At 63.0% G+C, this 26,119-nt stretch carries 22 protein-coding genes; 10 read left to right on the top strand and 12 right to left on the bottom strand.

Features of this window, described 5'->3' with window-relative positions:
- From G6N83_RS04925 to G6N83_RS04895, 7 genes are all read right to left on the bottom strand, one after another.
- Positions 1–774, bottom strand: coding sequence for an ABC transporter ATP-binding protein (locus G6N83_RS04925; RefSeq protein WP_165139913.1), 774 nt, complete (start codon positions 772–774; stop codon positions 1–3).
- Positions 771–2,492 (bottom strand): dipeptide/oligopeptide/nickel ABC transporter permease/ATP-binding protein, encoded by a 1,722-nt coding sequence (locus G6N83_RS04920; RefSeq protein WP_241246288.1) that lies wholly within the window; start codon positions 2,490–2,492, stop codon positions 771–773. The genes G6N83_RS04925 and G6N83_RS04920 overlap by 4 nt, the downstream gene beginning before the upstream one ends.
- Complete coding sequence (locus G6N83_RS04915; RefSeq protein WP_241246287.1) at positions 2,485–3,552, bottom strand: ABC transporter permease; 1,068 nt, start codon at positions 3,550–3,552, stop codon at positions 2,485–2,487. The genes G6N83_RS04920 and G6N83_RS04915 overlap by 8 nt, the downstream gene beginning before the upstream one ends.
- 38 nt (positions 3,553–3,590) lie before the next feature.
- A complete protein-coding gene (locus G6N83_RS04910; RefSeq protein ID WP_165139911.1) occupies positions 3,591–5,159 on the bottom strand; it encodes an ABC transporter substrate-binding protein in 1,569 nt (522 codons plus the stop codon).
- 541 nt (positions 5,160–5,700) lie between these two features.
- Positions 5,701–7,737, bottom strand: a complete 2,037-nt coding sequence (locus tag G6N83_RS04905) for an APC family permease (RefSeq protein WP_241246286.1) — start codon at positions 7,735–7,737, stop codon at positions 5,701–5,703.
- A gap of 88 nt (positions 7,738–7,825) precedes the next feature.
- Complete coding sequence (locus tag G6N83_RS04900) at positions 7,826–8,119, bottom strand: DUF4287 domain-containing protein (RefSeq protein WP_165139909.1); 294 nt, start codon at positions 8,117–8,119, stop codon at positions 7,826–7,828.
- 76 nt (positions 8,120–8,195) lie between these two features.
- Positions 8,196–9,485 (bottom strand): MFS transporter, encoded by a 1,290-nt coding sequence (locus tag G6N83_RS04895; protein ID WP_165139907.1) that lies wholly within the window; start codon positions 9,483–9,485, stop codon positions 8,196–8,198.
- 63 nt (positions 9,486–9,548) lie between these two features.
- On the opposite strand from G6N83_RS04895, the gene G6N83_RS04890 reads away from it, so the two are divergent.
- From G6N83_RS04890 to G6N83_RS04880, 3 genes are all read left to right on the top strand, one after another.
- Positions 9,549–10,052 carry a RidA family protein gene (locus G6N83_RS04890; RefSeq protein ID WP_165139905.1) on the top strand — a complete coding sequence of 168 codons (504 nt, stop codon included), beginning with the start codon at positions 9,549–9,551 and terminating at the stop codon, positions 10,050–10,052.
- Positions 10,045–10,968, top strand: a complete 924-nt coding sequence (locus G6N83_RS04885; RefSeq protein WP_165139903.1) for an amidohydrolase family protein — start codon at positions 10,045–10,047, stop codon at positions 10,966–10,968. The genes G6N83_RS04890 and G6N83_RS04885 overlap by 8 nt, the downstream gene beginning before the upstream one ends.
- 138 nt (positions 10,969–11,106) lie before the next feature.
- Complete coding sequence (locus G6N83_RS04880; protein WP_165139901.1) at positions 11,107–12,444, top strand: HNH endonuclease signature motif containing protein; 1,338 nt, start codon at positions 11,107–11,109, stop codon at positions 12,442–12,444.
- Positions 12,445–12,530: 86 nt separating this feature from the next.
- Here G6N83_RS04880 and G6N83_RS04875 read toward each other — a convergent pair whose 3' ends face one another.
- Together G6N83_RS04875 and G6N83_RS04870 are read right to left on the bottom strand one after the other, a co-directional pair.
- A complete protein-coding gene (locus G6N83_RS04875) occupies positions 12,531–13,346 on the bottom strand; it encodes an MBL fold metallo-hydrolase (RefSeq protein ID WP_165139899.1) in 816 nt (271 codons plus the stop codon).
- A 31-nt stretch (positions 13,347–13,377) separates the two neighbouring features.
- On the bottom strand, positions 13,378–13,983 hold the full coding sequence (locus G6N83_RS04870) for a TetR/AcrR family transcriptional regulator (protein ID WP_165139897.1): 606 nt from the start codon (positions 13,981–13,983) through the stop codon (positions 13,378–13,380).
- Between the two features lie 71 nt (positions 13,984–14,054).
- On the opposite strand from G6N83_RS04870, the gene G6N83_RS04865 reads away from it, so the two are divergent.
- Positions 14,055–14,645 (top strand): biotin transporter BioY, encoded by a 591-nt coding sequence (locus G6N83_RS04865; RefSeq protein WP_165139895.1) that lies wholly within the window; start codon positions 14,055–14,057, stop codon positions 14,643–14,645.
- 88 nt (positions 14,646–14,733) lie between these two features.
- Here G6N83_RS04865 and G6N83_RS04860 read toward each other — a convergent pair whose 3' ends face one another.
- Together G6N83_RS04860 and G6N83_RS04855 are read right to left on the bottom strand one after the other, a co-directional pair.
- The gene (locus G6N83_RS04860; RefSeq protein WP_165139893.1) at positions 14,734–15,819 is read right to left on the bottom strand and encodes an LLM class flavin-dependent oxidoreductase; all 1,086 of its coding nucleotides are present in this window, start codon (positions 15,817–15,819) and stop codon (positions 14,734–14,736) included.
- A 6-nt stretch (positions 15,820–15,825) separates the two neighbouring features.
- Positions 15,826–16,185 carry a cupin domain-containing protein gene (locus G6N83_RS04855; protein ID WP_165139891.1) on the bottom strand — a complete coding sequence of 120 codons (360 nt, stop codon included), beginning with the start codon at positions 16,183–16,185 and terminating at the stop codon, positions 15,826–15,828.
- Positions 16,186–16,240: 55 nt separating this feature from the next.
- On the opposite strand from G6N83_RS04855, the gene G6N83_RS04850 reads away from it, so the two are divergent.
- From G6N83_RS04850 to G6N83_RS04825, 6 genes are read left to right on the top strand one after another with little or no spacing between them, the layout of a single operon-like run.
- A complete protein-coding gene (locus G6N83_RS04850; RefSeq protein ID WP_165139889.1) occupies positions 16,241–17,278 on the top strand; it encodes a phosphotriesterase family protein in 1,038 nt (345 codons plus the stop codon).
- Positions 17,262–18,104 carry an urea amidolyase associated protein UAAP1 gene (locus G6N83_RS04845; protein ID WP_165139887.1) on the top strand — a complete coding sequence of 281 codons (843 nt, stop codon included), beginning with the start codon at positions 17,262–17,264 and terminating at the stop codon, positions 18,102–18,104. The genes G6N83_RS04850 and G6N83_RS04845 overlap by 17 nt, the downstream gene beginning before the upstream one ends.
- 10 nt (positions 18,105–18,114) lie before the next feature.
- Positions 18,115–18,801, top strand: a complete 687-nt coding sequence (locus G6N83_RS04840) for an urea amidolyase associated protein UAAP2 (RefSeq protein WP_165139885.1) — start codon at positions 18,115–18,117, stop codon at positions 18,799–18,801.
- The gene (gene uca / locus G6N83_RS04835) at positions 18,798–22,424 is read left to right on the top strand and encodes an urea carboxylase (RefSeq protein WP_165139883.1); all 3,627 of its coding nucleotides are present in this window, start codon (positions 18,798–18,800) and stop codon (positions 22,422–22,424) included. Before G6N83_RS04840 ends, uca begins: the two co-directional genes overlap by 4 nt.
- Entirely contained in the window at positions 22,421–24,184 is a 1,764-nt protein-coding gene (locus tag G6N83_RS04830) for an allophanate hydrolase (protein WP_241246285.1), read from the top strand. Before uca ends, G6N83_RS04830 begins: the two co-directional genes overlap by 4 nt.
- Positions 24,181–25,044 carry an MBL fold metallo-hydrolase gene (locus G6N83_RS04825; protein WP_165139881.1) on the top strand — a complete coding sequence of 288 codons (864 nt, stop codon included), beginning with the start codon at positions 24,181–24,183 and terminating at the stop codon, positions 25,042–25,044. The genes G6N83_RS04830 and G6N83_RS04825 overlap by 4 nt, the downstream gene beginning before the upstream one ends.
- A 2-nt stretch (positions 25,045–25,046) precedes the next feature.
- Here G6N83_RS04825 and G6N83_RS04820 read toward each other — a convergent pair whose 3' ends face one another.
- A complete protein-coding gene (locus tag G6N83_RS04820; RefSeq protein WP_165139880.1) occupies positions 25,047–26,114 on the bottom strand; it encodes a threonine aldolase family protein in 1,068 nt (355 codons plus the stop codon).
- Positions 26,115–26,119 lie beyond the last annotated feature (5 nt).

Below are 26,119 nucleotides of genomic sequence, written 5' to 3'. Positions count from 1 at the left end.
CTAGAGCCGGAAACCTGGCGCGCCAGGATCGGCATCGAGCAGCTTTCGCGTGTACCAGTGCTGTGGAGCAGCGTAAACCTGCTCGACGGGGCCGGCCTCGACGATCTCACCGCGGTAGAGCACGATGACCTCATCGCTGACATTTTGCACAACCGCCAGGTTGTGCGAGATGAACATCATCGTCAACCCCATGTCTTCCTTGATCTCGGCAATCATGTCGAGAATCTGGGCCTGCACTGATACGTCAAGTGCCGAGGTGATCTCGTCTGCGATGACGAACGAGGGCTCTAGGATCAAGCTTCGAGCGATCGCGACACGCTGGCGTTGCCCGCCAGAGAACTCATGCGGATACCGACTCATCATTTCTGCTGAGAGTCCGACTCTCTCGAGCCAAAACGCAATCTGATCGTTGAATCGCTTGACGCTCGCGTGGATCGGGTCGAGGGCTTCGGCCAGGGTCTGTCCGATGGTGCGACGCGGCGAAAGCGAAGAAAATGGATCCTGAGGGATCATTTGTACGCGGCGCCGGTAGGCGAACGCACCCCGCTGGGTGCGACTTATGTGGTTAACGTCGATCGAATCGACCGACACTTCGCCGCCTTCGGGCGTGACGGTGCCAACAAGTACCTTGGCAAGTGTCGACTTGCCCGAACCGGACTCCCCGACAACTCCGACGGTTCTCCCGCGAGCGACATCAAAAGACAGCTTGTGGAGAACTTGCGTCGAACCGAACGAGACGTCGAGCTCGCGGACACTCACCATGGCATCGGTCATGAGCCCACCTCCCGCGTCATCGGAGCCGATGACGGAACATGAACCACCGGCGTCGCAGCGAGCAGCTGGCGCGTGTACGGGTGCGAAACGGTATCGGTCGAGAGCTGGGCGACGTTGTCGATGCGCTCTACGACTTTGCCGTCTTTCATGACGAGCACGCGGTCGCAGAGGGCGCGAACCACTCCGAGATCGTGGGAGATGAAAAGCACGGCGGTACCGCGCTCGGAATTCATGCGTTTGATGAGCGAGAGCACTTCGCGCTGCACTGTCACGTCGAGCGCCGTCGTCGGTTCGTCGGCCACTAGCAGCTGAGCATTGGTACTCATCGCCGACGCGATCATGGCGCGTTGCTTCATACCGCCCGAGAGCTGGTGAGGGTACTGGCGCATCCGTCCTTCGGGATCGGTCAGCAACACATCAGAAAAACGTTGAGTGAGATTAGTGCGTGCGTCTCTGCGCTTGTACCCGAGCGCTTTCACTAGAACATCAGAGAGCTGCGAGCCGATGGTCAACGCGGGGTTGAGAGCGGTACCGGGGTCTTGGTAGACGAGTGCGACGCGACGCGCCAGTTCTTTGTCCGACACGTTTGTGAAGACGTCGGTTCCCCCCAGGCGCAGTGTGTCTGCAGAGGCGGTGAGTCCTTCGGCCAACAATTTCGACACAACGGATGCCGTTACTGACTTTCCGGACCCCGATTCGCCGACGATGCCGACCACTTCGCCCCGACCGATTGTGAAGGAAACGTCAGAGACAAGCTCTTTCCCCGTTTCATTGTGAGTGACTGTCAGATTGTCAACGACGAGTACGTCGTCTTTGTCTGCGGAGGTGGGCAGGGGTGGGTTGTTCCGCCTCATCCTGGCCCGGCTTACGTTCGATCGCGGGTTGGAAGCGGCTGCTAGGCCATCGCCAATAAATAGGGCGGCAAGGGAAGCGAAGATCAACGCAGCGGCCGGCGCGACAACGAGGATGGGGTTCGTGTAGAGCTTTTTGACGCCCTCGTTCAAGAGCGTCCCCCAGTCGAAGGCGGGGCTCTGTGCGCCCAGCCCGATGAACGAGAGGCCGGAGAGCTCCACCAGGGTGCCTGCGAATGCTTGCGCGATGAGAATGAGCAGCGGCTCTGACATATTGGGGATCACATGGCGTGTCGCGATGCGACCTGACGGCACGCCCATCAATCGCGCTGTGACCACATAGTCGCGGGATGCGATGCCGGCAGCCAGGTTGGCGGTCAACCGTGCGAACCCGGCGGTGTTTGCGACAGCGATCGCGAGCACCGCTGAGACGATGCCGCGACCAAGGATCGCCGCGACAACGATCGCGACGAGCATTGCCGGATAAGACACCCAGAATTCGATGGCGCGCAGTGACAGCTCACGAATGCGGCGGGGCGAGAGCCAGACGGCCACGCCGATCGTGATTCCGGCGACTGCGGCCAGCGCTGTTGCAATCCCCGCAGCGCCCATAGTCACTCGAGTGGCGACAAGCGTGCGGGAAAGCATGTCTCGCCCGAGACTGTCGGTCCCGAAGGGGTACGCGGCTGTCGAGCCCGAGTTCGGATCGTTCGTCATCGTGGTCGCCGACTCTGAGTAAAACAGGGGCGCGAAGATAGCGATCACGATCAGAATCGTGAACATTCCGTAGCCGACGTAGAGCATCGGCGAATCGCGAAAGCGTCGATAGAGTCGTGGCGCGAGTGCGACCTTCTTGGGGTTAGCCACGCGTTTCTCCCAGGGTTCGGGGGTCGATCAGGCCGAGGACTATGTCGATGACCAGTGTGAAAACGAGCGAGATCGTGCCGATGACGAAGACGGCGGCGCGAATGACGGGGTAGTCCTTGTACTCGGAGATGGCCTGCACGACGACGCTGCCGAGTCCGGGCCATGCGAACACGGCTTCAACGATCAGCGTCGAGCCGAGGAGCGCGGTGAGGATGATGCCCGAGAGAGTTAGTGCCGTTGTGAGCAGGTTCGGCAACATGTGCTTCGCATAGAGCGTGGCGGAGGGAAGACGCCAGCCCCGTGCCGTGCGCATGTAGTCCTGCTCCAGGATTACGGATGCTTCGCGCCGCACGATTCGCGCAACGCTTGCGATTCCGCCGATACTCAGGGCAGCAATCGGTAGCACAGCAGACTCGATCGGGCTATAGGCGGGGGAGTAGGCAGGCGGGAGGAGCGCCAGCCATACCGCGAAGACGGCAACGAGGATGGTCGCCTGCACGTATGCCGGAATCGACGAAACCGTTCCCGCTCCGATATTGAAGGTGTGATCGAGCCAGCGATGTCTATCGCCCCTGGTGATGATTCCGACTGTCATTCCGAGTGCGAGCCCGAGTGTCAGAAAGACGATGAGTGCGATGAAGGCGATCGAAATTGTGTACGGTGCGGCTGCACCGACAATTGTCGTCGCGGGCACACCGTACTGAAAAGAGATCCCGAAGTCACCCTGCGCCACCTGAGCGAGGTAATTCCCCAGCTGCACGAGTATTGGTTGGTCGAGACCAAGCTCGACACGGATCTGGTCCACTTCGACCTGGCTCGCGTCTTCACCTGCGATCGCAGACGCGGGATCGCCGGGGATGAGCTGGACGATGAAGAAAGTGACGAATACCAACAGCACGATGTTCGTCACGAGCCCGATGAGGCGGCGGACTAGGAAATTCCGCCATGCGCCTCCGAGGCCGCTGGCTTTGACCGGCTGTGAGCCGACCATTTCTGGTCGGCTCACAGCGTCGTTGGAACTGGGCGACGAGTCGTCACTCTTGTCGACGATGGTGCTCACGTCATTCTCCTCGATCAGCCAGTTCCTAAAGGGTTGAATCAGCCCGTGATCCGCATAGCTGACATGTCCCAGTAACCGGAGAACACACTGGACGCGAAGCCATCACGCGCGATGATGAAGTGCGTGTCGGTGATCAGTGGTGTCATGTCCATGTCCGTGAGGATCGTGGTCTGCGCATCTTCGAAATTTGCACACTGTTCGTCGGTATCTGTCGAAGCGAGTGCGGCCTGCAGATAGTCGTAGCCTTCAGCGTTGTCAGCTCCGCTGATGTTGCGGCCACCGTCTGAGGAGCTTGGCCCGACATATGTCGAGATCGCCTGGCTGAGCGGGTTCGCTGTGTTGGTGGCGTTGAGCGCAAGGTCCCATTTTTCTGGTTCTGTGCGCATTTCTGCTTGCCAGTCGGCTGGATCGAGTACTGAAAGCTCGACGGTAGCTCCGGCCGCGCGCAGCGATTCGGCGATGAAGTCGATCGCGGAGTCCCAGTTGGTCATGGCCAGAAGGCGAATGGTCTCCCCTGACAGCACGGTTGTTGCCGCTTCGACATCGTATGCAGGCAGCAGATCACTGCCGTCGATCGTGCAGGCGACTGTAGACGCCGTGACTGTGGTCAATTCCGTGCCGAGACCGTCGAGGCCCGCCGCGTTGAATCCTTCTTTGTCGATGGCCTGCGAAACAGCAGTGCGGAGGTCAAGCCGGTCGAGGAATACCGACCCGGTGCCCTCATTCTGGTTGAAGATGAGCGTGTACGCCGAGCTCGGCATTGTGACGTATGAATACGCGTCGTCGTCAACGAAGCGGTCTGCGTTGGAGTCGTAGAAACGCGTGATGTCGATTCCGCCCGAGCTGAGCAGGTTCGCGCTGGTATTCGAATCCGACGAAACCGAAATATTGATCGTCGAAGCCGGGTTTCCTGTGACAGATGTCCAGGCGGGCCATGCGTCGTAGTCTTCGCGAAGCGTGTAGGTGGCGCTGACGCCTGCTGAGAAGTCCTCGAGCGTATAGGGGCCCGACCAGGCGCCTCCGACGGTACCGGCGGCAAGGCCATCGAGATCGTCGAGACCCGCGGGGCAAATAATTCCGGTCGGCTCGGTCGTCAGCCCGCTGATGACCTCTGAGTAAGGCTCACTGAGTCCGATCACGACGGTGTTGGCGTCGTCATCTGCGGTGAAAGTGGGGGTACCCGAGCCGAAGACCGTAGCCTTTGAGGCCTGCGCTGCGGAGTCTTCTGACGTCGTGAAGTACTCGAGGGATGCAGCAACGACCGAGGGTGTGATCACTGTTCCATCGGAGCACGTGGCGTCGTCACGGATTGTAAATGTGTACTCGGTGTCTGATGTAGCTTCCCAGTCGGTAGCGAGGCCACCGATGATCCCGTCTTCGCCCTCACGCAGCAAGGTGTCGAAGCCGAGGCGTGCCACGCTGACGTCGGCGGAGCCGGATGCGGTCGCTGGGTTGAAATTGGTTGGGGCGTACCAAAGCTCAGCGTTGATGGTTCCGCCTGCAGCGGAGGTCGCGTCGGATGACGAATCCCCACTCGAACAGGCTGTCAACGCCAGGCTGACAACGCTCACGAGCGCTGCGGCCGCAATGACCTGCTTCTTAATCACTTGATCTCCTCCGGGGGGCGGGTGGGATGGTGCATGTGTTGCTGGAACGTCGCAGCTAAATCGGGGACCGCGGATCCAATCTTCTTGATTATGCATCCATTTATGTTTCAAATGGATTACACGTCCCTTCGCTGGGTTTTCGCCTTCTTCGTATGCCCCGTCGTTGCGGCATCCTCCGGCGAGATGGAGATCTGCTCTCAGGCTGCGCACTTCGTCTCGGATGCTCACTGGCTCAACTTGGCTACGCGACACCTCGCGCAAGCCTGCCGAGCGGGACCGACCTGCGGTTCGGCGCTTGTCGCCACCCGGCTCCGCATGGTGCCGAAGTCGCGAGCGGGGTGGTGTTCGCACGTCGGGTTTGACCAATAGTGGAAGGCTAATTGAGTCGTGTTTCTGGAACGTGTCGCAGCTACCGTCTCGAAGGATCGACAAATCAGCGCGCCGATTCGACGTGTAATTCTCCGGTTGATTCGTGCGTGTTCGCTTATGACCCCGCCGCCCTCGCCGTCACCTCGTGAAAGGACGACCGGGTGCGGCGATTTCACTCGTCGGTGTTTCGCCGCGGCATCCGTTGTGTTGTTTGCACTGGGAGCCCGGTGCGTTCGCCGCCGAGCAGCGGGCGTGACCGTCGCCCGTAAACCATCTCGGTCGAATCGAGCAGCCACGGCACGAGCGTAATTGTCACCCCGTGCACGAGCATGAGGTTGTGGGCGATGCGGCTCGCACGTCGGTTGTGCAAGAAGTTCTCCCACCAGTGCCCCACGATGTACTGCGGCAGGTAGACAGTGATCACAGCCGACCCGTGCTTCTCGCGGTAGGCGTGAATGAATTCCGACACCGGATGCGCGAAGGTGCGATACGGCGAGTCGACGATGACGAGGGGCACCGGCATCCGGTGATCGCGCCAGTCGGCCTGCAGTCGATCGGTCGACTCGGGATCGACCGACACGTGCACGGCAATGGTTTTATCGTGATTGGCCGCGAGCGCGTAGTCGATCGCTTTTACGACCGGCTTCTGCAGGCGGCCGACAAGAACGAGCGCGACGTCGCCCTGCGAACCGAAGTGGGTCGTGTCGTCGATCTCGATTTCGTGTTCGACGTCGCGGTAGTAGCGATTTACGCCGATCATAAGCGTTGCGAGGATCGGAATGAGAAGGAATACGATCCACGCCCCGTGGGTGAACTTCGTGATCGTCACGATGATGAGCACGAACACCGTGAGGCCGGCTCCGGCGCCGTTGATGGCGAGACCCACGCGTGCGGCTCGAAGCGCAGGACCACTTGCACCGCTTCGGATGGCTCGACGCCAGTGCCGGATCATCCCAATCTGACCGAGCGAGAACGACACGAAGACACCGATGATGTAGAGCTGGATGAGGCTCGTGAGACTCGCCTGGTACAGCACCAGAATCACGATCGCGGCGAGCCCCAGTGCGATCATGCCGTTCGAGAAAACGAGGCGGTCGCCGCGGGTGTTGAGCGACTTCGGTGCATAACCGTCGCGCGCGAGCACTGCACCAAGCAGCGGAAAGCCGTTGAACGCTGTGTTGGCTGCCAGGAGCAAGACGCAGGCCGTTGCCGTCTGAATGATGAAGAACGGGATGCTTCCCATGCCGAACGTCGCGCTCGCGACCTGAGCCATGAGGCTCGGTTGCGGGTTCGTCGAACAGGCGAAACCCACGAGATCGCAGGGGTTTTCGGCGTAGTGCACCTGCGCGAATAGCGCGAGGGCGGTGAGCCCCGCGAAGAGCAGAATGGCGATGCCGCCCATCAGCGTCAGCGTCGCCTGAGCGTTTCGCACCTTGGGCTGGCGAAAAGCTGGCACACCGTTCGAGACGGCCTCGACGCCCGTGAGGGCGGAGCAGCCGCTTGAGAATGCGCGCAGCACGAGCAGAATGACAGCCGCCTGCGACAAGTCCTGGGCCTTGACCGCGTACTCGGCGCTCGATGCGACCGGTGGGTCTCCCAGCGCTACGCGCACGAGCCCGACGACGATCATGACCGCGACCGAGCCGATGAAGATGTACGTGGGTATTGCGAAAGCTTTGCTCGACTCTCGCACGCCGCGAAGGTTCACGGCCATGATCATCACGACGAACCCGACCGCAAACTCGACGCGCCAGGGGTTCAGTTCGGGAATCGCCGAAATGATGTTGTCGACACCCGAGGCGATAGACACAGCGACCGTCAGGATGTAGTCCACGAGAAGCGCGGATGCCACCACCACCGCCGCGGGTTCTCCCAGGTTCTTCGACGCGACTTCATAGTCGCCCCCACCCGACGGGTACGCCTTGATGAGCTGCCGATAACTCACAACGACGACGATCAACAGCACCACGACAGCTGCGGCGACGGCCGGACTGAAGGCGAGAAACGCCAGCCCGCCCGTTAGAAGAATCATGAGGAGCTCTTGTGGCGCGTATGCGACAGACGACAGCGCGTCGGAGGCGAATATGGGCAAAGCCCGACGCTTCGGAAGCAGCTGACCATCGAGCTGTTCGGTATGGAGGGGTTCGCCGAGTATCCAGCGTTTCACGGCCGGAGAGCTAGCGCTCTCGCCGCGGCTGTCGTTTTGCACGAGCGGTAACAGTACGCCTGCGAGGGCCAGCAGGGCAAGCGGTCAGGGTAAAGGGTGCTGAGGCGGTAAGGGCTGTGCGTGCGCGGTGCTAGTTTTCGCGTGCGGCGATGCCATCGAGGCGCAGCACGGCCGAGACATCGCTATGGCTGCTGCCGGAGCCGACGTACTTTTCGGGCACAGCCCCCGCAGCACCCTTTTTCATTACGCCGAACAGCGCCATCGCATGTCCGCGTCCCACTCCATACTCGGCTGAAAGCCACTCCACGACAACGGATGCCTTGGTCTCCGGGCCGTATCCGCGCGACGATGCCTCACCGAGCAACTGCTGGGGCGTCTTTCCGGTCTTCTTTTCGATGGCATCGAGGTAGGCCTGGTACGACATGTCTCTCCCACTGCGTCGATAACTGCGCGGACGTGATGAGCATATCCAGGCGAGTCGTGCCGCGATAGCACGCGAATCAGGCTGCAGGATCGCGCTGTTCGTCGGTTTCTTCGGCACGCTGGCGGGGTGAGTCGTCGTGCGTGAAGATCGCGAGCACCGCGAGGGCGACGACCTGAAGAGCAGCGACAAGAAGGAAAGCCCACATCGAGTTGGCGATGGCGATCACGAATCCGCCGATGAGCGCGCCGCCGCCATAGCCGATACTCGTGAAGCTCGAGAACATTCCGAGCCCCAGTGCACGATTGCGGGTGCGGAGGTCGCGCGTTGCCAGCATCGTGAGTGAAGGGTAGAGCGGCGAGAAGCCCACGCCGATGAGCACGGCACCGCCCGATGCGACCCAAAAGTCCTGGGCGAGCCCCAGCGTGGTGAGGCCTGCTGTGAGAGCGACAAGCGACAGCGCCGCGGCGCGGCGCGGGCCGATGCGGTCGGGGAGAGACGCGAGCACCATGCGGGCACCAATGACGCTCACGGCGAAGACGCCGAAGACGGATGCCGCCCCCAGCAGTCCGCTCGCGGCGACACCGACCCCGCCGAGGTGCACGATGAGAAAACCGAGCATTAAACCTTCGCCGCACCATGCGGCCGCGGCGACAACCCCGGGAACCCATACGGCGCGAAACGCCGCCCAAGCCGATCGGACCCCACTGTGCGGGAGTGTGATGGATTGCGTCACCGGGGGGAGAACTGGTCGTGGCAGCATCAGAATGACGGCAACTGTCACGATCTCTAGTCCGGCGCAGACGAGAAACACGGTCTGCGGACCAGTGGCGTCGTTGATCGCGGCGCTCAGCTGGGGCCCGAGTGCCAGACCGATCCACACGCTGAGTCCGTAGATGCTCAGGGCCTTGCCCCGCTGCGCGGGGGCCGCCATCGCAATGAGCCACGCCATGATGAGCGTCATCGCGGCGGCATTGCCGAGGCCAAACATGATGCGCCCGATGCTTGCACCCCAGAGCGTCGGCACGAGCGCGAAGATCAACATAGCTGCGACGGCCAATGCGCTGCCGAACAGCGCAATAGTGCGGTATCCCTTTTTGTCGCCGAGCATTCCGGCAATCGGCATCGCAATCATTGATGCGACAGCCGCAAGGGCGATTATCGTTCCCGAAAGCTCCGACCCGCCACCGAGCGTCTCTTCTACATAGATAGGAATGATCGGCGTGCTCGCCGAATTGGTCATTCCGCCCAGCGCAGATGCGATGAAAATCAGCCAAAACGGAACTGTGCGGGTGATGTCTGCGGCGGAACTCGTCGCCAGGCGACGTTGGATGCTGGACCACATCCGAGGCTTAACCAAGATTCGCACCCAATCGCACTATGTATCCGAAAACTACTACAATGGATCCATTGTAGTCACGAGGAGGATGCCATGGTGTGGAGCGCCGAACAGCGTGTGAAAGAGATGGGACTCGTCATCCCTGATTACGCGAACCCGCCGTACGGTGAGCGCTACGCCACCATGAAGGCATTCCATCGCACCGGTCGCACCCTGACCATCAGCGGCATCACTCCCGAAGACCGACAAGGCAACAAAGTGCACCCGGGCCGCGTCGGCGACACCGTGACGCTCGAAGAGGGCTACGCGGCAGCGCGCTACGCCGCGATCAACGTGCTGGGCCTCATCCGGTTCGCTGTGGGATCGCTCGATGAGGTGTCGGCGTTTGTGCGCACCCTCACGTTCGTCGTGGTCACGCCGGAGTTCAGTGATGTCAACCTCGTCACCAACGGTGCTGCAGATCTCTTCGTCGAGGTGTTCGGTGACACGATAGGGCGCTCGACATCTGCCGGCATCGGGGTGATGAATCTCTCGGGCGGTAACGTCTTCGAGATGGTGACCGTCGTTGAAACCAAGACGAGCGTCGACGATGAGTAAGCCGATTCGCGTCGACACGCACCTGCACGCCTACGCGGATGCCTCCGAGGGTCTCTACGACATCAATACTTACCCGATCGACGAGTACGGCGACAAAGACGATGTTGCGTTCGCGGGTGTCGCCGGAACCGTCGATGATGCGCTGGCCGCTCTCGACTCGGCAGGCTTCGACTACGCGGCTCTTCTCGGCAGCTTCGAGCTGCCAGAGCTCCCGCATCCACCCGAAGACGCACGTCACTGGCCGGGTGCCCCCGACTACGCGCACCTGAGCGATGACCTCATCGCGTACAACCGGTGGTTGTGCGATCAGGGTGCAGCGCATTCGCAACTGTTGCCTTTCATCACATCGAACCCTGCAGTCATGACTTCTCAGCAGTCCGAAGACCACCTGAGTGAGGCGTTCGGCGACTGGGGTGCGCGGGGGGTCAAACTGCATCCGATTGCCATTCGTACCTTCCCTGATGACCCGGGACTTGCGGGCGTCTACAACGCGTGCGAGCAAGCGCAGGCGCCGATCGTGTTTCACACCGGCCCCGATCGGCGCGGGTTTGGGTGGTCTGAGCCGCGTGAATTCGTGAGGCTTGCGGCAGACCGACCCCGGCTGCCGCTGATTCTGGCTCACCTCGGTGGGGCATCGTGGCGGGACGTGCCGGCGCTCGCCGAGGCAAGCCCGCACCTCATGTTCGACCTCTCTGAGGTCGTCAACTGGATGGGCGCACCGCTGGCCCCGAAGGCTGCGGATGTGGTTGGTCTCATCCGGGCCATTGGCGTGGAGCGCATTACGCTCGGCTCCGACTTTCCCTGGTACGCACCGGGCGAGACGGCTCGAATCGTGCAGGAGCTTCCGGGGCTCTCGCCGGAAGAGTGCGACCTGATTCTGGGGGAGAACGCGGCGCGTCTGCTTCGCCTCCGCTGACGGGTGCTGGGCCGCGCGGCCGGGGTTGTGTCGTGCTTCTTCTTCTCCCCAAAAGTTTTTCAAGAAAGTTATCCACATCGGGGCTTTTCGGGCTGATTCGGCGGGGTCAATGTCGGAGGTATGTTCGATACTTGTGTCATGTCAGAGAACGAAACCGAGCAACAAGAAGCAGAAGCGCACGAGCTGTCTGAGTCTGTGGCGACGTTGATTTCGTTCGATGAACAGATCGCTCAGATGCACGCGGCGCGGGCTGAGGTTCTCGCGAACATGGGACGCATTGCGCTCGACCAGATGCGGCGGATGACATCGCGAGACTCACGTGATCGAGAGATTCCGATGCGGGCCGTCGCGGCAGAAGTTGGGGCGGCGTTGCGGTTGTCGGACCGCACCGCGCAAATACGGATCGATGATGCGATCGAAGTCACCGGGTCGTATCCGGAGACGTTTGCGTCGTGGAGTGCCGGTCGCATCTCGGAACGGCATGTGCAAGAGATATTGCGGGCAGGCGTGAACCTCACGGATGCCGCAGCCAAAGCCCGGTACGACCACGAAGTAGTGGCGGTCGCTGAAGCCGAGACACCGGGCAGGTTGCGAGGGTTTGCTGCCGCGTTGGCTGAGAAAGCGCAGCCGCGGACTCTGGAAGAGCGTTTTGAAGACGCGAACGCGACGCGGACGGTGCGACTGTTTGATCTTGCGGATGGGATGAGTTCGATCAACGCCGTGTTGCCATCGGTGCAAGCACATGGGATCTTCAACCGGCTCACGCAGCAGGCACGGGCGTTGAAGGATTTCCAGAGCGGCCGGTCGGATTACGGTACGAAGCTTCACGCAGAAGATGAACCCGTAGATGATCGGCGGACGACGGATCAGATCCGTGCCGATCTGTTCTCCGACATGTTGTTGACCTCGGTTCCGAGTCTCGACCCGCTCGCGGGTGACGATTGCGGTGGGCTGGGTGCGATCCGGGCGATTGTGCAGGTCACGGTTCCCGCAACCACGCTCGCGGGCACGGCGTCGACCCCCGCGGATCTGTCGGGGCTCAGCCTCGTTGATCCCGAGAGCGCACGGCGCCTCGCAGGCACCGCACCGGGGTGGGATCGGGTGTTCACCCGGCCTGTGACGGGAACGGTGGTGGCTGTTGATCGGTACCGGCCCAGTGATCAACTCAAACGGCAACTCAGGGCGCGAGATCAACACTGCAGATTCATCGGATGTCGCATGCCCGCCCACCGGTGCGATATCGACCACACGATCGACGCCGCGTTCGGCGGGCCGACACATCAGCACAATCTCGCGCATCTGTGTCGAAGACATCACAGCTTGAAACACGCGAGCCGGTGGACGGTGAAACAACTTGGGGATGGTGTTCTGGAATGGACATCACCGACCGGGCGCAACTACACGGATAAACCACTCGGCGTCGCATTTGAACCCGATCCTCACCCACCTGGCGAGCCCCACCTCATTCGTCGATGAAGCGTGCGTTCTCCGCTGCGTGCGCGTCGCAATCTCTGAGTGGGGCCCGGGAGTGGGATCCGGGATTCGGGAGTGGGATCCGGGGACTACTCAGGGATCTCGTCGCGCAGCCAGCTGATGTATCGACGCAGGGAACGTTCCGTGATGTCGTGAGCCTGCCCAGTTACGACCCCGAACGCGCTATACAGGCGGTCGAAGTTCAATGCGAGCGTGGTATCCATGATGCGGCGCACTGCGCGCTCTGGCAGAGGGATGCGATTGACGAAGCTTCGCATCACGTTGACAGAGACGCGGTCGGCGCCAATCGCGATCGTGTCTCCCGTCAAGAGAACTCCGCGCCCTTCGGCGCCGGCCGGCCAGTGCACGACACTGCTGCCTGCGAAGTGGCCGCCACACTCGATCATCGAGATGCCCGGAAGTAGTTCGACCCTGTCGTTCCACAGCTCTATGACGGAGTCCGGCCTTCTGATCCACGCTTCGTCTTTCTGGGAGACGAAGACCGGCACGCGGTCAAACGCGTGACTCCACTGGATCGATGCCCCAGTGAGATGCGGGTGGCTGGATGCAATCACCGCGACGCCTCCGAGGCGGCGTATCGCGTCGACAGAGGCTTCGTCGATGAAGCCCGGGGGTTCAAAAAGGAGATTGCCGACTGGCGTCTGAACGAGAAAACCCCGCTGGCCGATACCAAGCTCGGGTTCTGTCGTGATTCCGTGCAGCCCGGGCTCTACCTCGACGACAACCACGCGATAACCCGCGTCGGCCAGTCGCTCGCGGGTCGTCCACTTCTGCCCATCTTCCGGAACGAATTGGCGGTCGTCTGAGCAAATTTCGCAGCGCGAGGGCGGGGTATCTGAGTCAGAATGCTCAATGGCGCAGGTCGCGCAGATCCAGATCGTCATTCGGCGGCTCCTATGTTGCGCAGATCGCAGCTCAGAGGAATTTTACCGTGGCGTGAATCCCCGCCGTGATAAGTCTTAGGCCCGACCGAAAGTCATCGGCCTCTGCCCCGATGTCTGCGACTGTCATGGTCGCAGCCTCGTGGATCACGACTCCCGCAGAATCGGCGTTCATTCGCTGCTGCTCGTGAAAAGTGAACCCAATGACGAAGTGAACGATCGTGTCGGCAGCGATCGTTGCTCCCCGGTCATCGAGGCCCGCGCGCACCGCGGCATCGTGGATCAGCGGGCGTGCCGGAAGCGTGATCAGCCCTAGGGCGAGGGAGCTCGACACGAGCTCGGCGGCATCCCGATAGGCAAGCAGGCGCTCGTGGAAGTCCACGGCGATTGACTCGATGTCACCATCAGCATCGCTATCGATTGTTGAGTTTCCAAGCAGCCGTTCACTGACACGGGCGAGGAGCGTCTGCTTGTTCGGAAAGTGCCAATACAGCGCGCTGACTTGGACTCCAATACTGTCCGCGATCGCTCGCATGGAGAGGTTCGGCAACCCCTGGTCGTCGAGCAACGAGAGGGCGGCTCCCACAATATCCGCCTGGGAGTGTCGCCGAATCTTTGTTTTGGAGTCCGGATCTTTCATCTACCCACTCTACTGAACGCTGTTAAGGTGAACACTGTTCAGGTGGCGATGATTTCGTGAAAGGCCCAGCAATGACGACAGCAACTTTTTCTCCACGGCACACCCGGGTGCTCGCAGACCTCATTCCGGGTGCCCGAGTCAGAGATGTCGCGCTAGTTCTGAGCGGCACATTCTTCATCGCCCTGTCAGGTTTCATCGCCATTCCGCTGCCATTCACCCCGGTGCCGATATCGCTCGCGACGTTTGCCGTTCTTCTTACCGGCGCTGCGCTCGGCCCGGCTCGCGGAGTAAGTAGCGCTGGGTTGTACCTACTTCTCGGCGTCGCCGGGGCACCGATCTTCGGCGACGGACGCTCGGGATGGGCCTTCGCATCGTTCGGCTACATCATCGGGTATGTGCTGGCCACCCTTGTTGTCGGCACCCTTGCGCGCCGCAAGGCTGATCGAAACGTTTGGGCAACCCTTGGTCTTGCCGCTCTCGGCTCGTTGACGATCTACGCATTCGGTGTGCCCTGGCTCGCCGTGTTCTTGGGCGTCGACTTCGCAACCGCCCTCGCCTACGGGGTCATTCCGTTTCTTATCGGCGATGCCCTCAAAATCGCGGCGATGGCCGCACTTCTCCCGACGACGTGGCGCCTACTGAGCCGCACCAATCGTTCGTAGTTCGACCACGGGCCGCGTTGCTGCCGCGCGGGCGTGGAGCGCCCTCCCGAAAACCCCGGGGGTAGTTCTCGGGAGGGCGGTCTTGGGGCTAGTGCGAAACGCGGATGCCGCGATCCACAAGCAGCGGTAGAACTCGCTCTGAGAAGCGAGTCATTCCTTCTTCCCAGAGCGGCCAGCCGAGAAGGCACCCGTCAACGCCGGTATCGCTGACCCACTCGAGCCCGTCAGCAACCTGTGCGGGTGTTCCGACGAACGGCACTCCGCCGTCGCCCGCGACCCAGTTGAACCGTCGCGCGGCCGTCGTGTTGTCTCCGGCGACCTCAGCCTCGACACCCATGATCTTCAGGGCGTTGACCGCGGCATCGTGCATGCCGTGGGTTCCGGCGTAGTCCTGCAAGAAATCCCGCGCCGCACTTTCGGTGTCGGCATCGACGACGTAACCGAACGTCCAGACTTCGATGTCGCGGTCATATTTCTCCCGCGCTTGACGCTTGATGTCGGCAACCTGTGCGGCCGCGGCATCCCGATCGTCGTTGAGCTTGATGTAAATCTGATCGGCATTCTGCAGCGCGAACTCGAGACCGCGTCCAGACATCGCCGCATTCATGATGCGGGGGCGCTCAGAGAGAGGTTTTGGCATGGAGAAGACACCACTGAGATCGAAAAACTCGCCGTGCATGTCGAACTCTTCGGGGTCGCTCCACGCCTGCTTCACCACAGCGAGCCACTCGTCGGCCATGTCGTAGCGGCGGTCGTGCGGGAGTAGGTCGGTGCCGAACATCCCCATTTCGGGTCGGAACCAGCCTGCGAGCACATTGATGCCGCTCCGCCCGCCAGTGACGTGGTCGATTGTGGCCATCTGCTTCGCGGCGATGACAGGGTGCACAACCGGCATCGACACCGTCGCGAATATGCGCGCGCTCGTGGTCACTGCTCCCACCGCTGCCGCCCACGTCAGCGTCTCGTAGGCATCGGAATGCGGATTGTGCTCGCCGCCGTAGCCCTTCCAGCGAGAGATCGGCACAATCGCTTCGAAGTCCATGGCTTCGGCGCGAAGCGCGAGGTCTTTCACGCGCGACCATTCCGTGGTGAGTGCGCCCGGGATCGTCGTAAAGGTAATGCCCGGGGCAAGGTTGGTGCCGAAAGTGCCCAGCTGTAGACGTTGCGTATTCATGTCGGCCTACTTGTAGACGACGTAAAACTTGCGAACGACCTCGGTGACGGTCCAGATACCCGTCCAGCCGATCGGGAAGAACGCGGCGCTCCCGGCGGTGAGCTCAACTGGCTCTTCGCCATCGCGCTGTACAGTCATCGCGCCTGAGACTATGTGAATGATCTCGCCTCGCGTAAGGAACTCCCAGCGTGACGTGCCGAGGTCGCTTTCCCACACTCCCGAGATGACGGTGCGTTCCTCATTAGTGAACTCAACTCGTGAACGCACCTCGATCGCGCCGGAAAGAGGCTCAGCGCTCGGCGGGGCCAAGGGCTTGGCATCAAGAGTTGTGGCGTCGATGTCGAGCGGGCGAAGAGTCTGCGTCATGATTGGATCCTAAGTCGGCTATTGTGGATCCGCAAGCGACGAAGAGGGAGGCGCCGTGATCGAAACGGTCCTCGGTCCCGTGCCCGCCAGCACGTGGGGGCCGACCTCCATGCACGATCACCTTGTGAGTGACTCGTCGCGACTCGCTCGACCCGGCACGGAGCCGGCTCCTGAACTCGACAGAGTCACCGCACGAAACATCCGGTACCTGCGCCGCAATATGCTCGCCTCCGCCGACAACCTCCGACTCGACGACCCGGCTCTCATCGCGCGCGAGCTCGGAGCGACAGCTCGCGCCGGTCAACACGGCGTTGTCGAGGCATCCTCATGGGGACTTGGGCCGCACCACACACACCTGCCCGACATTTCGCGTGCTTCTGGAGTGGCTGTCGTCAGCGCGTACGGCGCATACATTCCTCGCACGCTGCCGAGCTGGATCGCGCGCATGTCCGAATCGGAGCTACGACAGCACCTTTCCGACGCACTCACCGTCGCGATCCCTGGCACCACCTTTCGCGCCGGCATTCTCGGAATCATGGGCACCACCGCCGACTTTCCACCGCGCGAGCAGGCAATGCTGCGCGCCGCGGCACGGGCGGCACTGTCGGCCGGCGCTGCCGTCACCGTGCGGCTAGAAGAGACAGCTCGCCGTGGACTCGATGTGCTGGCAGTGGTGACCACCGAGGGTCTTCCGGCCGACCGCGTCGTCTTCACAAACGCAGATGAGTACATGGACGCCAGCTATTGGGACGACCTCGCTGATGCGGGCGCCGTGCTCGAAATGTGTTTTGGAACCGAAGCTGTGCACGAAGGCCGAATCGACAACCCGCAGGATGCCGACCGGCTCGACTTCTTCGTCGACTTCGTTATGACGCATTCCCATTCGCGGCACGTACTCGGGCAATCCATCTGGACGAAAACGCAGCTCGCTGTTTTCGGCGGACGCGGCTACGGGTACCTTGCCGCCGAGATCGTGCCCGAACTTCACCGACGCGGCATCGCTGGCGCCCGCATCGATGAGATGTGGATCGACGAGCCGCGACGACTTCTCGACCGCCAGCACGTAAGGAATTCCTATGTCGACGCGAACTGAATCAGCTCTCCAAAATGTGGCCACGGCCCGCGAAAACGCGCGTTCCCGCGCGACGCAGTCGGAATGGATGCCGTATCTTCCCCCAAGCCGCGCCCCATTCGCGCCGAGCGATGTCGGCTCCGATGCGCTGCTCTGGGCCGAGACCGTCGCGCCGGGCGGGTACACCCACCTCCGCGTCGCGCGCGGAACCCGTGTTCGTCTGCACGATCCGTCGGGCGATGCCTGCGCGCACCTGGTTGCCCTGAACGCTGTCGAGACCGGCGAACGGCTGAACGTCGCCGACACTCAAAAGATCCCGTGGCAGGCCTATCTCGGCGTGAACCACCCGCTGCTCTCGGGTGATGGGCGTGTGCTCGCAACGATCGTGGCCGACACCTCGACTCAACACGATGCCTTTTGCGGCACGACGAGTGACGCCTGGAACATCGAGAAATACGGCGATGCCGCGCCCGAAGGTTCGTCTCCGTCGGGCCAGTCGCTCCTCGCGCTCGCCGCTTCAAAGCACGGCCTGACTTCGCGCGACATTCCGCCATCGGTGTCGTTCTTTCAGGGCGTCCATGTTGACGATGACGGTTCGCTGCAGTGGCGGGGCTCAGCGGGAGCCGGCCACACTGTCGAGCTCGTGGCTGAGTTGCCGCTCATCCTGCTGCTCGCCAACGTGCCGCATCCGCGTGACCCGCGTGGCGACTACATCGTGGGGCCGCTGCAGATCACAGCGTGGCGCGGAACACCGACAGCTCCCGGAGACGCCGCGTTCACGGCATCCCCCGAACGCGAACGTGCCTACCGCAACACGATCACGTACGCCGAACTCGCCGGGATTTGAGGAAAGCACAATGACCATCTCAACAACTGTTCCCCCGCGCCCGGTTTACGCCGAGGGCAGCCCGCTCGACTGGAGTGAGCCGCTCGTCGGGGGCACTATCGTGCTCGATGAGCGGGTCGAACCCCGCGCACCGTGGTCGGGAATCGTTCGCGCCGGCGACGCCTTGACGATCGTCGATGTCGGCGGCAACCAGTCCGCCGACTGTCTCATCTACGACGCACACGACACCGATGTGCGCTACAGCGCATCTGACACTCTCGCGTGGCAGGGGAACGCCTACCTTCGTACCGGCTCGGTTTTGCGGAGCAACCAGGGCACGCCCCTCATGACGGTGGTCGACAACGAGATCGACCGGCAAGACACGATCGGTGGCGCGTGCAGCAAAGAGTCGAACACGCTCCGCTACGGACACCACACGCTGTATCAGCACGGATGCCGCGAAAACTTCCTCGCCGAAGCAGCACGCTACGGCCTCGGCGCACGCGACCTCGTCTCGAACATCAACTGGTTCATGAACGTGCCGGTCGAGCCCGACGGCAGCCTCGGCATCGTCGATGGCATGTCGGCTCCGGGTAAGCGGGTGGCGATCCGCGCCGAGCGCGATGTACTCGTGATCGTCTCCAACTGCCCGCAGATGAACAACCCGTGCAACGACTTCAACTGCACGCCGCTCCGGATGATTGTGACTCGACCATGACCGGATTCGATACTGTTCTCGTCGCCAACCGCGGCGAAATCGCCCGCCGCATCATTCGTTCTGTCCAGGCGCAGGGACTCCGCGCGATCGCGGTCTATTCCGACGCCGATCGCGCAGCGCCCCATGTACGCGAAGCCGATGAGGCCGTGCGGATTGGGCCGCCGGCGGCATCCGAGTCGTATCTGCTGATCGATGCGATCATCGCGGCCGCTCAAAAAACCGGCGCCGGCGCCATCCACCCCGGCTACGGGTTTCTCGCTGAAAGCGCACCGGCTGCCCGAGCCGTCGCCGCTGCGGGACTCAAGTGGCTTGGCCCAACCCCCGAACAGATCGAAACGTTCGGCCTCAAGCACACCGCGCGAGAGCTCGCCGAAGCCGCCGGTGTTCCCCTTCTTCCCGGCTCCGGAGTTCTCGATGACGTCGCGCACGCCGAGCGCGAGGCATCGCGCATCGGCTACCCCGTGATGCTGAAAGCGACCGGCGGCGGTGGCGGAATCGGAATGCAGGTGTGCGCGGATGCCGCAGCTCTCCGTTCAGCATTCGACACCGTGTCGCGCCAAGCGGCGGCGAGTTTCGGCGCCGCCGGAATCTTCCTCGAAAAGCTCGTGCGCCCCGCCCGCCACATCGAAGTGCAGATCTTCGGTGACGGCGAAGGCCGGATCGCTGTGTTCGGCGACCGCGACTGCACCCTGCAGCGACGTAATCAGAAGGTCATGGAAGAAGCACCGGCGCCGCACCTTCCCGACGAGGTGCGCCGTCACATCCACGCCGCGGCGCGGCGACTCGCCGAATCGATCAACTACCGCTCGGCCGGAACCGTCGAGTTCGTCTACGACCCGTCGTCGGAGCAGGCCTTCTTCCTCGAGGTCAATACGCGCCTCCAGGTGGAGCACCCGGTTACCGAGGCAGTGTTCGGTATCGATTTGGTCGCGCTCATGGTGACGCTCGCACGCGAGGGCGCCGAAGCGATCCCGTCGCACCTGTTCTCGACGACGCTCTCGCCGAACGGCCACGCGGTCGAGGCCCGCATCTACGCGGAAGACCCCGACCGCGGGCACACGCCGTCAACCGGCCTCATCACCGCGGTGCGGTTTCCGGGCGAAAACAGTGACCCTATGCCGGGCGTGCGGATCGATGGGTGGATCGAAAACGGCACCGAGGTGACCGCATCGTACGATCCGCTGTTGGCCAAAGTGATCACGTTCGCACCCGATCGAGACGCCGCCTTCGACCTCATGCACGAGGCGATTTCGGCAAGCCGGATCGATGGCATCGCGACAGGCCTCGGGTTGCTACGCGAGCTGAGCATCGATCCTCGGGTTCGCGCCATGACGCACGACACCACGATGCTCGCCGACGTGCACGACCCCGATGACCGCGTCGACGTGCTCGCCCCCGGAATCATGACAACGGTGCAAGACCTGCCGGGCCGCCTCGGCTACTGGGACGTCGGGGTGCCGCCCTCGGGGCCAATGGACGCACTGTCATTTCGCGAGGCGAACCGCGCGGTCGGAAACCTCGACGATGCACCCGGCCTTGAAATCACGCTGCAGGGCCCGACACTGCGGTTCAGTACGGCGGCGGTTGTCTGTGTGGCAGGGGCCGAAGCGCCTGTCACTCTTGACGGCGCTCCGGTCGCGCTCTGGGAGCCGATCGAGATCCCGGCCGGGGGCATGCTCGCGATCGGCCAGGCACCCGGACCCGGAATTCGCCTCGCGCTCGCCGTCCGCGGCGGAATCGACGTGCCGAGCTACCTCGGGAGCGCATCGACTTTCACCCTCGGCGGTTTCGGCGGCCATGGCGGACGGGCGCTCGTCGCCGGCGACGTCTTGCGCGTACGTTCGAATGCCGACCTCGCGGCGCCCGCGGCTACACCCATCGCCGACCGACCGCACTTCACCACGACATGGCGAATCGGCGTCACCGAGGGGCCGCACGCCGCCCCCGAGTTCTTCACTCGCGAAGACATCGACACGCTCTACGCCACCGACTACGGGGTGCAGATCAATTCCGCGCGCACCGGTGTGCGCCTGACCGGTCCCCGGCCGCAGTGGGCCCGCGTCGATGGGGGAGAAGCCGGCCTTCACCCCTCCAACATCCACGACACCCCCTACGCCGTCGGCGCGCTCGACTTCACGGGCGACACCCCGATCATCCTCGGCCCCGACGGGCCGAGCCTCGGTGGTTTTGTCTGCCCCGCCGTCGTCGCAAGCGGCGAGCTCTGGAAAGTCGGCCAGCTCCGCCCCGGCGACACCGTGCGGTTCGTGCCGGTGCGCGAAGCGGATGCCGCGTCTCTCGACGCCGAGCGTTCGCTCACTGGCCCGTCGCTCATCGGTGGCGACGGAGACGACGGCGTCATGGGCCGCATCGAAGCGATCACCGAGGGCGACCGCGTACTGCGTCCGGATGTGACGTATCGCCGCGATGGCGACGACAACCTGCTCGTGGAATACGGCGACAACGTGCTCGATCTCGGGCTCCGCATGCGGGTGCATGCCCTGCAAACACGCCTTGCCGAGGTGGCGCCGGGCGGCATCGTGGACGTGACCCCGGGCATCCGGTCGTTGCAGATCCACACCGACGCACATCAGCTGCGGGCATCTCAACTCGTCGGGATGCTGCGCGAAATCGAAGAGGACCTGCCTCCGACGAGCGAGCTCGTCGTGCCTTCGCGTACCGTCAATCTGCCGTTGTCGTGGGATGACCCGGCCACGCGTCTTGCGATCGAACGGTACATGGCGGGCGTTCGAAACGATGCCCCCTGGACGCCGTGGAACATCGAGTTCATTCGCCGCATCAACGGGCTCGACACCGTCGAAGACGTGCAGCGCACAGTGTTCGACGCCGAGTACCTCGTGCTGGGCCTCGGCGACGTTTACCTGGGGGCTCCTGTTGCGACGCCTCTTGACCCACGGCACCGGCTGGTCACCACGAAATACAACCCGGCACGCACGTGGACGGCCGAGAACTCCGTCGGCATCGGCGGCGCCTACATGTGCATTTACGGCATGGAAGGCCCCGGCGGCTACCAATTCGTTGGCCGCACGGTGCAAATCTGGAACCGTTTTCGACAGGGTGGAATGTTTGCCGAGAACCCGTGGGCGTTGCGGTTTTTCGACCGCATCAATTGGTATCCGGTCTCGGCCGAAGAGCTGCTTGACCTCCGCGCCGATACCGACGCGGGGCGTGCGAACTTCGAAACGCGCGAGGGTACTTTCGCTCTCGGCGATTACGAAAAATTCCTCGCTGCCAATTCAACCGACATCGAAAAGTTCCGGGAGCGCCAGCGCACGGCATTCGATGAAGAACGCGAGCGGTGGCGGGCCGCGGGCGAGTTCGATCGAACGAACGACGAACCCGTTGCCGCGGCATCCGTCGATACGATCGTGGTGCCGCCCGGGGCGACTGCCGTCACTGCGCCATTCGCCGCAACCGTATGGAAAGTCGACCAACAAGAAGGCGCTCAGGTCACTGCTGGTGACGGAGTGATCGTCCTCGAGGCAATGAAGATGGAGACAACAGTGAGCGCACCAGCATCCGGACCGGTCACAGCGGTATACGTGCGATCGGGTGAGCAGGTTTCCGCCGGCCAAGTACTTGCCGTCATCGGAGGAGCACAGTGATTTCTCAGAGCACAGTGATTTCTACAAGCACGGTGATTTCTACAAGCACGGTGATTTCTACAAGCACGGTGTTTTTTGCAAGCACAGTGAGCGCGCTTACTCGCGTCGCAGACGCGTACGAACGGATGCGGGCGGTCGATCGCCCCGAAGTGTGGATCACCGTGCGTGACGAAGCCGAGGTGCGTGCTGAAGCCGAAGCGCTCGATGCGCGCGTTGCTGCAGGAGAGCACCTCCCGCTTTATGGGGTCGTCGCCGCGGTGAAAGACAACATCGATGTCGCGGGTGTACCAACGACCGCTGGATCCCGCGCCTACTCGTACAACCCCGTGGAAGATGCCCCGGCCGTTGCGCGGCTGCGAAAAGCGGGCGTCATCGTCATCGGCAAAACCAACCTCGACCAGTTCGCAACGGGCCTCGTCGGCACGCGGAGCCCCTTCGGCGCCGTTCGCGGCGCGTGGGACCCCACGCGAATTTCGGGTGGCTCAAGCTCTGGATCGGCCGTGGCAACGGCCCTCGGCATCGTCGATATCGCCCTCGGCACCGACACCGCGGGCTCCGGGCGCGTGCCAGCCGCTCTCTGCGGCATCGTCGGAGTGAAGCCGACAGTGGGTCTCGTTCCCACCACGGGAGTCGTGCCGGCATGCCGCACGTTGGATTGCGTGACTGTGTTCGCTCGCGAGCTGCGCCTTGCCCGGCAGGCCGCCGAAGTCATGGGCGGCCCCGACGGTGTCGACCCGCTCGGACGCATCGACCAGCCTGCTGCTCCGCTCGATGCCGCTCCCGTGGTTGCGATCCCCACGCCCGAGCACCTCGAAGGTCTCGCCGAAGGATGGGCGGATGCCTTCGCTCGCGTTGTCGCATCGCTCGCAGCGAGCGGGGTACAGATCGTCGAGGTCGACATTGCGCCGCTCCTTGAAGCTGCGTCCCTGCTCTACGGTGGCGCATTCGTCGCGGAGCGAACGGCGGCTGTCGGCGACTTCATCGACACGCACCGCGACCTCATCGGCACCGACATCGACTCAACTGTCGCCCAGATCGTTCTCGGCGGCGCCGAGGCGAAGGCATCCGAGTATTTCCGTGATCGTGAGCGCCTCGAACGCCTGGGCCTTGAGGGCCTCCGGCGGTTGGAAGGCACAGTTGCACTGCTGACTCCTACGACCACGTGGCATCCGACGCTCGACGAGGTCGCGGCCGATCCGATCGGTGCCAACAGCAAGATGGGCAAGTATACGAACTTCGCCAATCTGCTGGATCGGAGCGCGCTCGCGGTGCCCGCTGGAGTCGTCGGCGGTCTGCCGTTCGGCGTGATGCTCACGGGAGCCCCGTTCGCTGACCGCACCCTCGCACAGTTGGCCGAGCGCATCATCGCGCCCGACGTCGATCTGCTCGTCGTCGGCGCGCACCTTCGGGGTCAGCCGCTCAACCACCAGCTGATCGCTGCCGGCGGCAGCTTCATGGCCGAGGTCAAGACCGCTCCCGACTATCGGCTCTATGCACTCGCGACAACTCCGCCGAAGCCGGGGCTCGCGCGGGTTGCTGAGGGCGGCGCCGCTATCGCCGGTGAAGTATGGCGCCTGCCTGCGGCAGGCTTCGGGCGTTTCGTCGCGTCACTTCCGGCCCCCATGGGGATCGGCTCCACAGTCCTCGATGACGGCCACACCGTGTCGGGCTTCATGTGCGAGACCGTCGCACTGCAGGGCGCCGAGGACATCACCGCTCACGGCGGATGGCGCGCCTACCGACAGTCCCTCGCGTCATGAGCTTTCCCGAGCCGCGCAGTTGGCGCGAGGGCGACAGGCTTGCTGTGAATGGCGCACCGCAGCGCATCGTGCCGTTCGTTGTCGGGTTCGAGGTGATTGCCGAGGCCATCTCGGTGGCCGGCGGCAGCCGATTCCGCCACCTTCTCGAGCCCGTCACCGCGGTCGCCGTCGTCTTCGACGAGGGCTGGGTATTGATCGACGGCGGTTTTGACCCAGCGCGCATTCGCGACCGTGAGCGTCGCATCGCAAGCTTCGACTACGAAAACTACACAGCGGTTGTGCCAGCCGGTGACCCGTTGGTTGACCAGGTCGCCGCTGCCGGGCTCGAATGGTCAGCGCTCGCCGCGGCACTGCTCACCCACGCGCACTTCGACCACACGGGTGCCGCCCGAATGCTGGCACCGCACCAACCGCTCATCATGCAGCGGCGGGAGTGGCAACACGTTGTCACGACGACCGACCCCCGCATGGACTTCTTGTTCGTCGACGACGTCGTGCGGCCAGGCCTCGACGTCATCGTGCTCGACGGTGACGTCGAGCTCGCACCTGGGCTCGCTGCTCTCGATACCGCCGGGCACACGCCCGGCCATCAGTCGTTTGCTGTGACGCTGCCAGATCGCACTGTCGTGCTGGCAGGAGACGCCGCCGATCTCCGCATCAACATCGACAGCATTCTGCCTACCGGGGCGACAGTCGGCGCGGATGGCGACGCTCTTGCCGTCCGCGCGATCGAGCGGCTCGCAGCGCTCGATGCTCATCACGCCACCGAAGTGTGGCCAGCGCACGACCCTGACTGGGAGCCGTGGCAGCGAGCGCTCGACGCAGCCGTCGCGCAAGCGAAAGAGAGCTCAGACAGCTGAGGTCAGACTGACGTCTCCCGGGCGATCGCCGCAACAAAAGCGTCGACGTCTTCTTCAGACGTATCGAACGAGCACATCCACCGCACTTCGCCGCGCGCGGCATCCCAATCGTAGAAACGAAAGCCGGTACGCAAACGCTCGGCAACTCCCGCGGGGAGAGTTGCGAACAGCCCATTGGCTTCGGTCGGCTGCGTAAAAGCAACGCCACGAATCGAACCGTCGGCGATGCCCGCTTCGACGCCGTGACGCAGTCGCTGCGCCATCGCGTTCGAGTGCTGCGCGTTTCGCAGCCAGAGGTCGCCCTCGAGCAGCGCGATCAACTGGGCTGAGATGAAGCGCATCTTCGACGAAAGCTGCATATTGAGCTTTCGCAGGTACGTCAGACCATCGGATGCCGCCGGGTTCAACACCACGATCGCTTCACCGATCATGGCGCCATTCTTCGTTCCGCCGAAGCTCACGACGTCGACGCCGACGTCGGTCGTGAAGGCGCGAAGCGGCAGGTCGAGTGCCGCTGCAGCATTCGACATACGAGCACCGTCGACGTGCAGGCGCATGCCGCGTGCGTGAGCGTGCGACGCGAGAGCCGCGATCTCATCCGGCGTGTACACGGTTCCAAGCTCGCTCGACTGCGTGATCGACACGACGAGCGGCTGGGCGCGGTGTTCATCACCCCACCCCCAGGCCTCGCGTTCGACGAGCTCGGGCGTGAGCTTTCCGTTGTCGGTCGGCACGTTGAGGATCTTCACGCCGCCGATCTTTTCGGGCGCTCCGCCCTCGTCGACGTTGATGTGAGCCGACATGGCCGCGATTACAGCGCCCCAGCGCGGCAGCATCGACTGCAGCGCTGTGACGTTCGCTCCTGTCCCATTGAAAACCGGGAAAGCCGCAGCTGCGTCACCGAAGTGCGAAGCGAAGACCTGCTGCAGACGAGCCGTGTACGTATCAGCGCCGTAAGCGCTTTCGTGCCCGCCGTTGGCATCAGCGATCGCCGTGAGAATTTCGGGGTGAATACCGGAGTAGTTATCGGACGCAAAGCCGCGTACGGCCACGTCGTGCAAAGTCGTCATCGAGA

This window comes from Microbacterium endophyticum (assembly GCF_011047135.1).
Classification (GTDB): domain Bacteria; phylum Actinomycetota; class Actinomycetes; order Actinomycetales; family Microbacteriaceae; genus Microbacterium; species Microbacterium endophyticum.
Note: the sequence above shows the minus strand (reverse complement) of the source record. Positions and strands in the feature narration are given on the sequence as shown.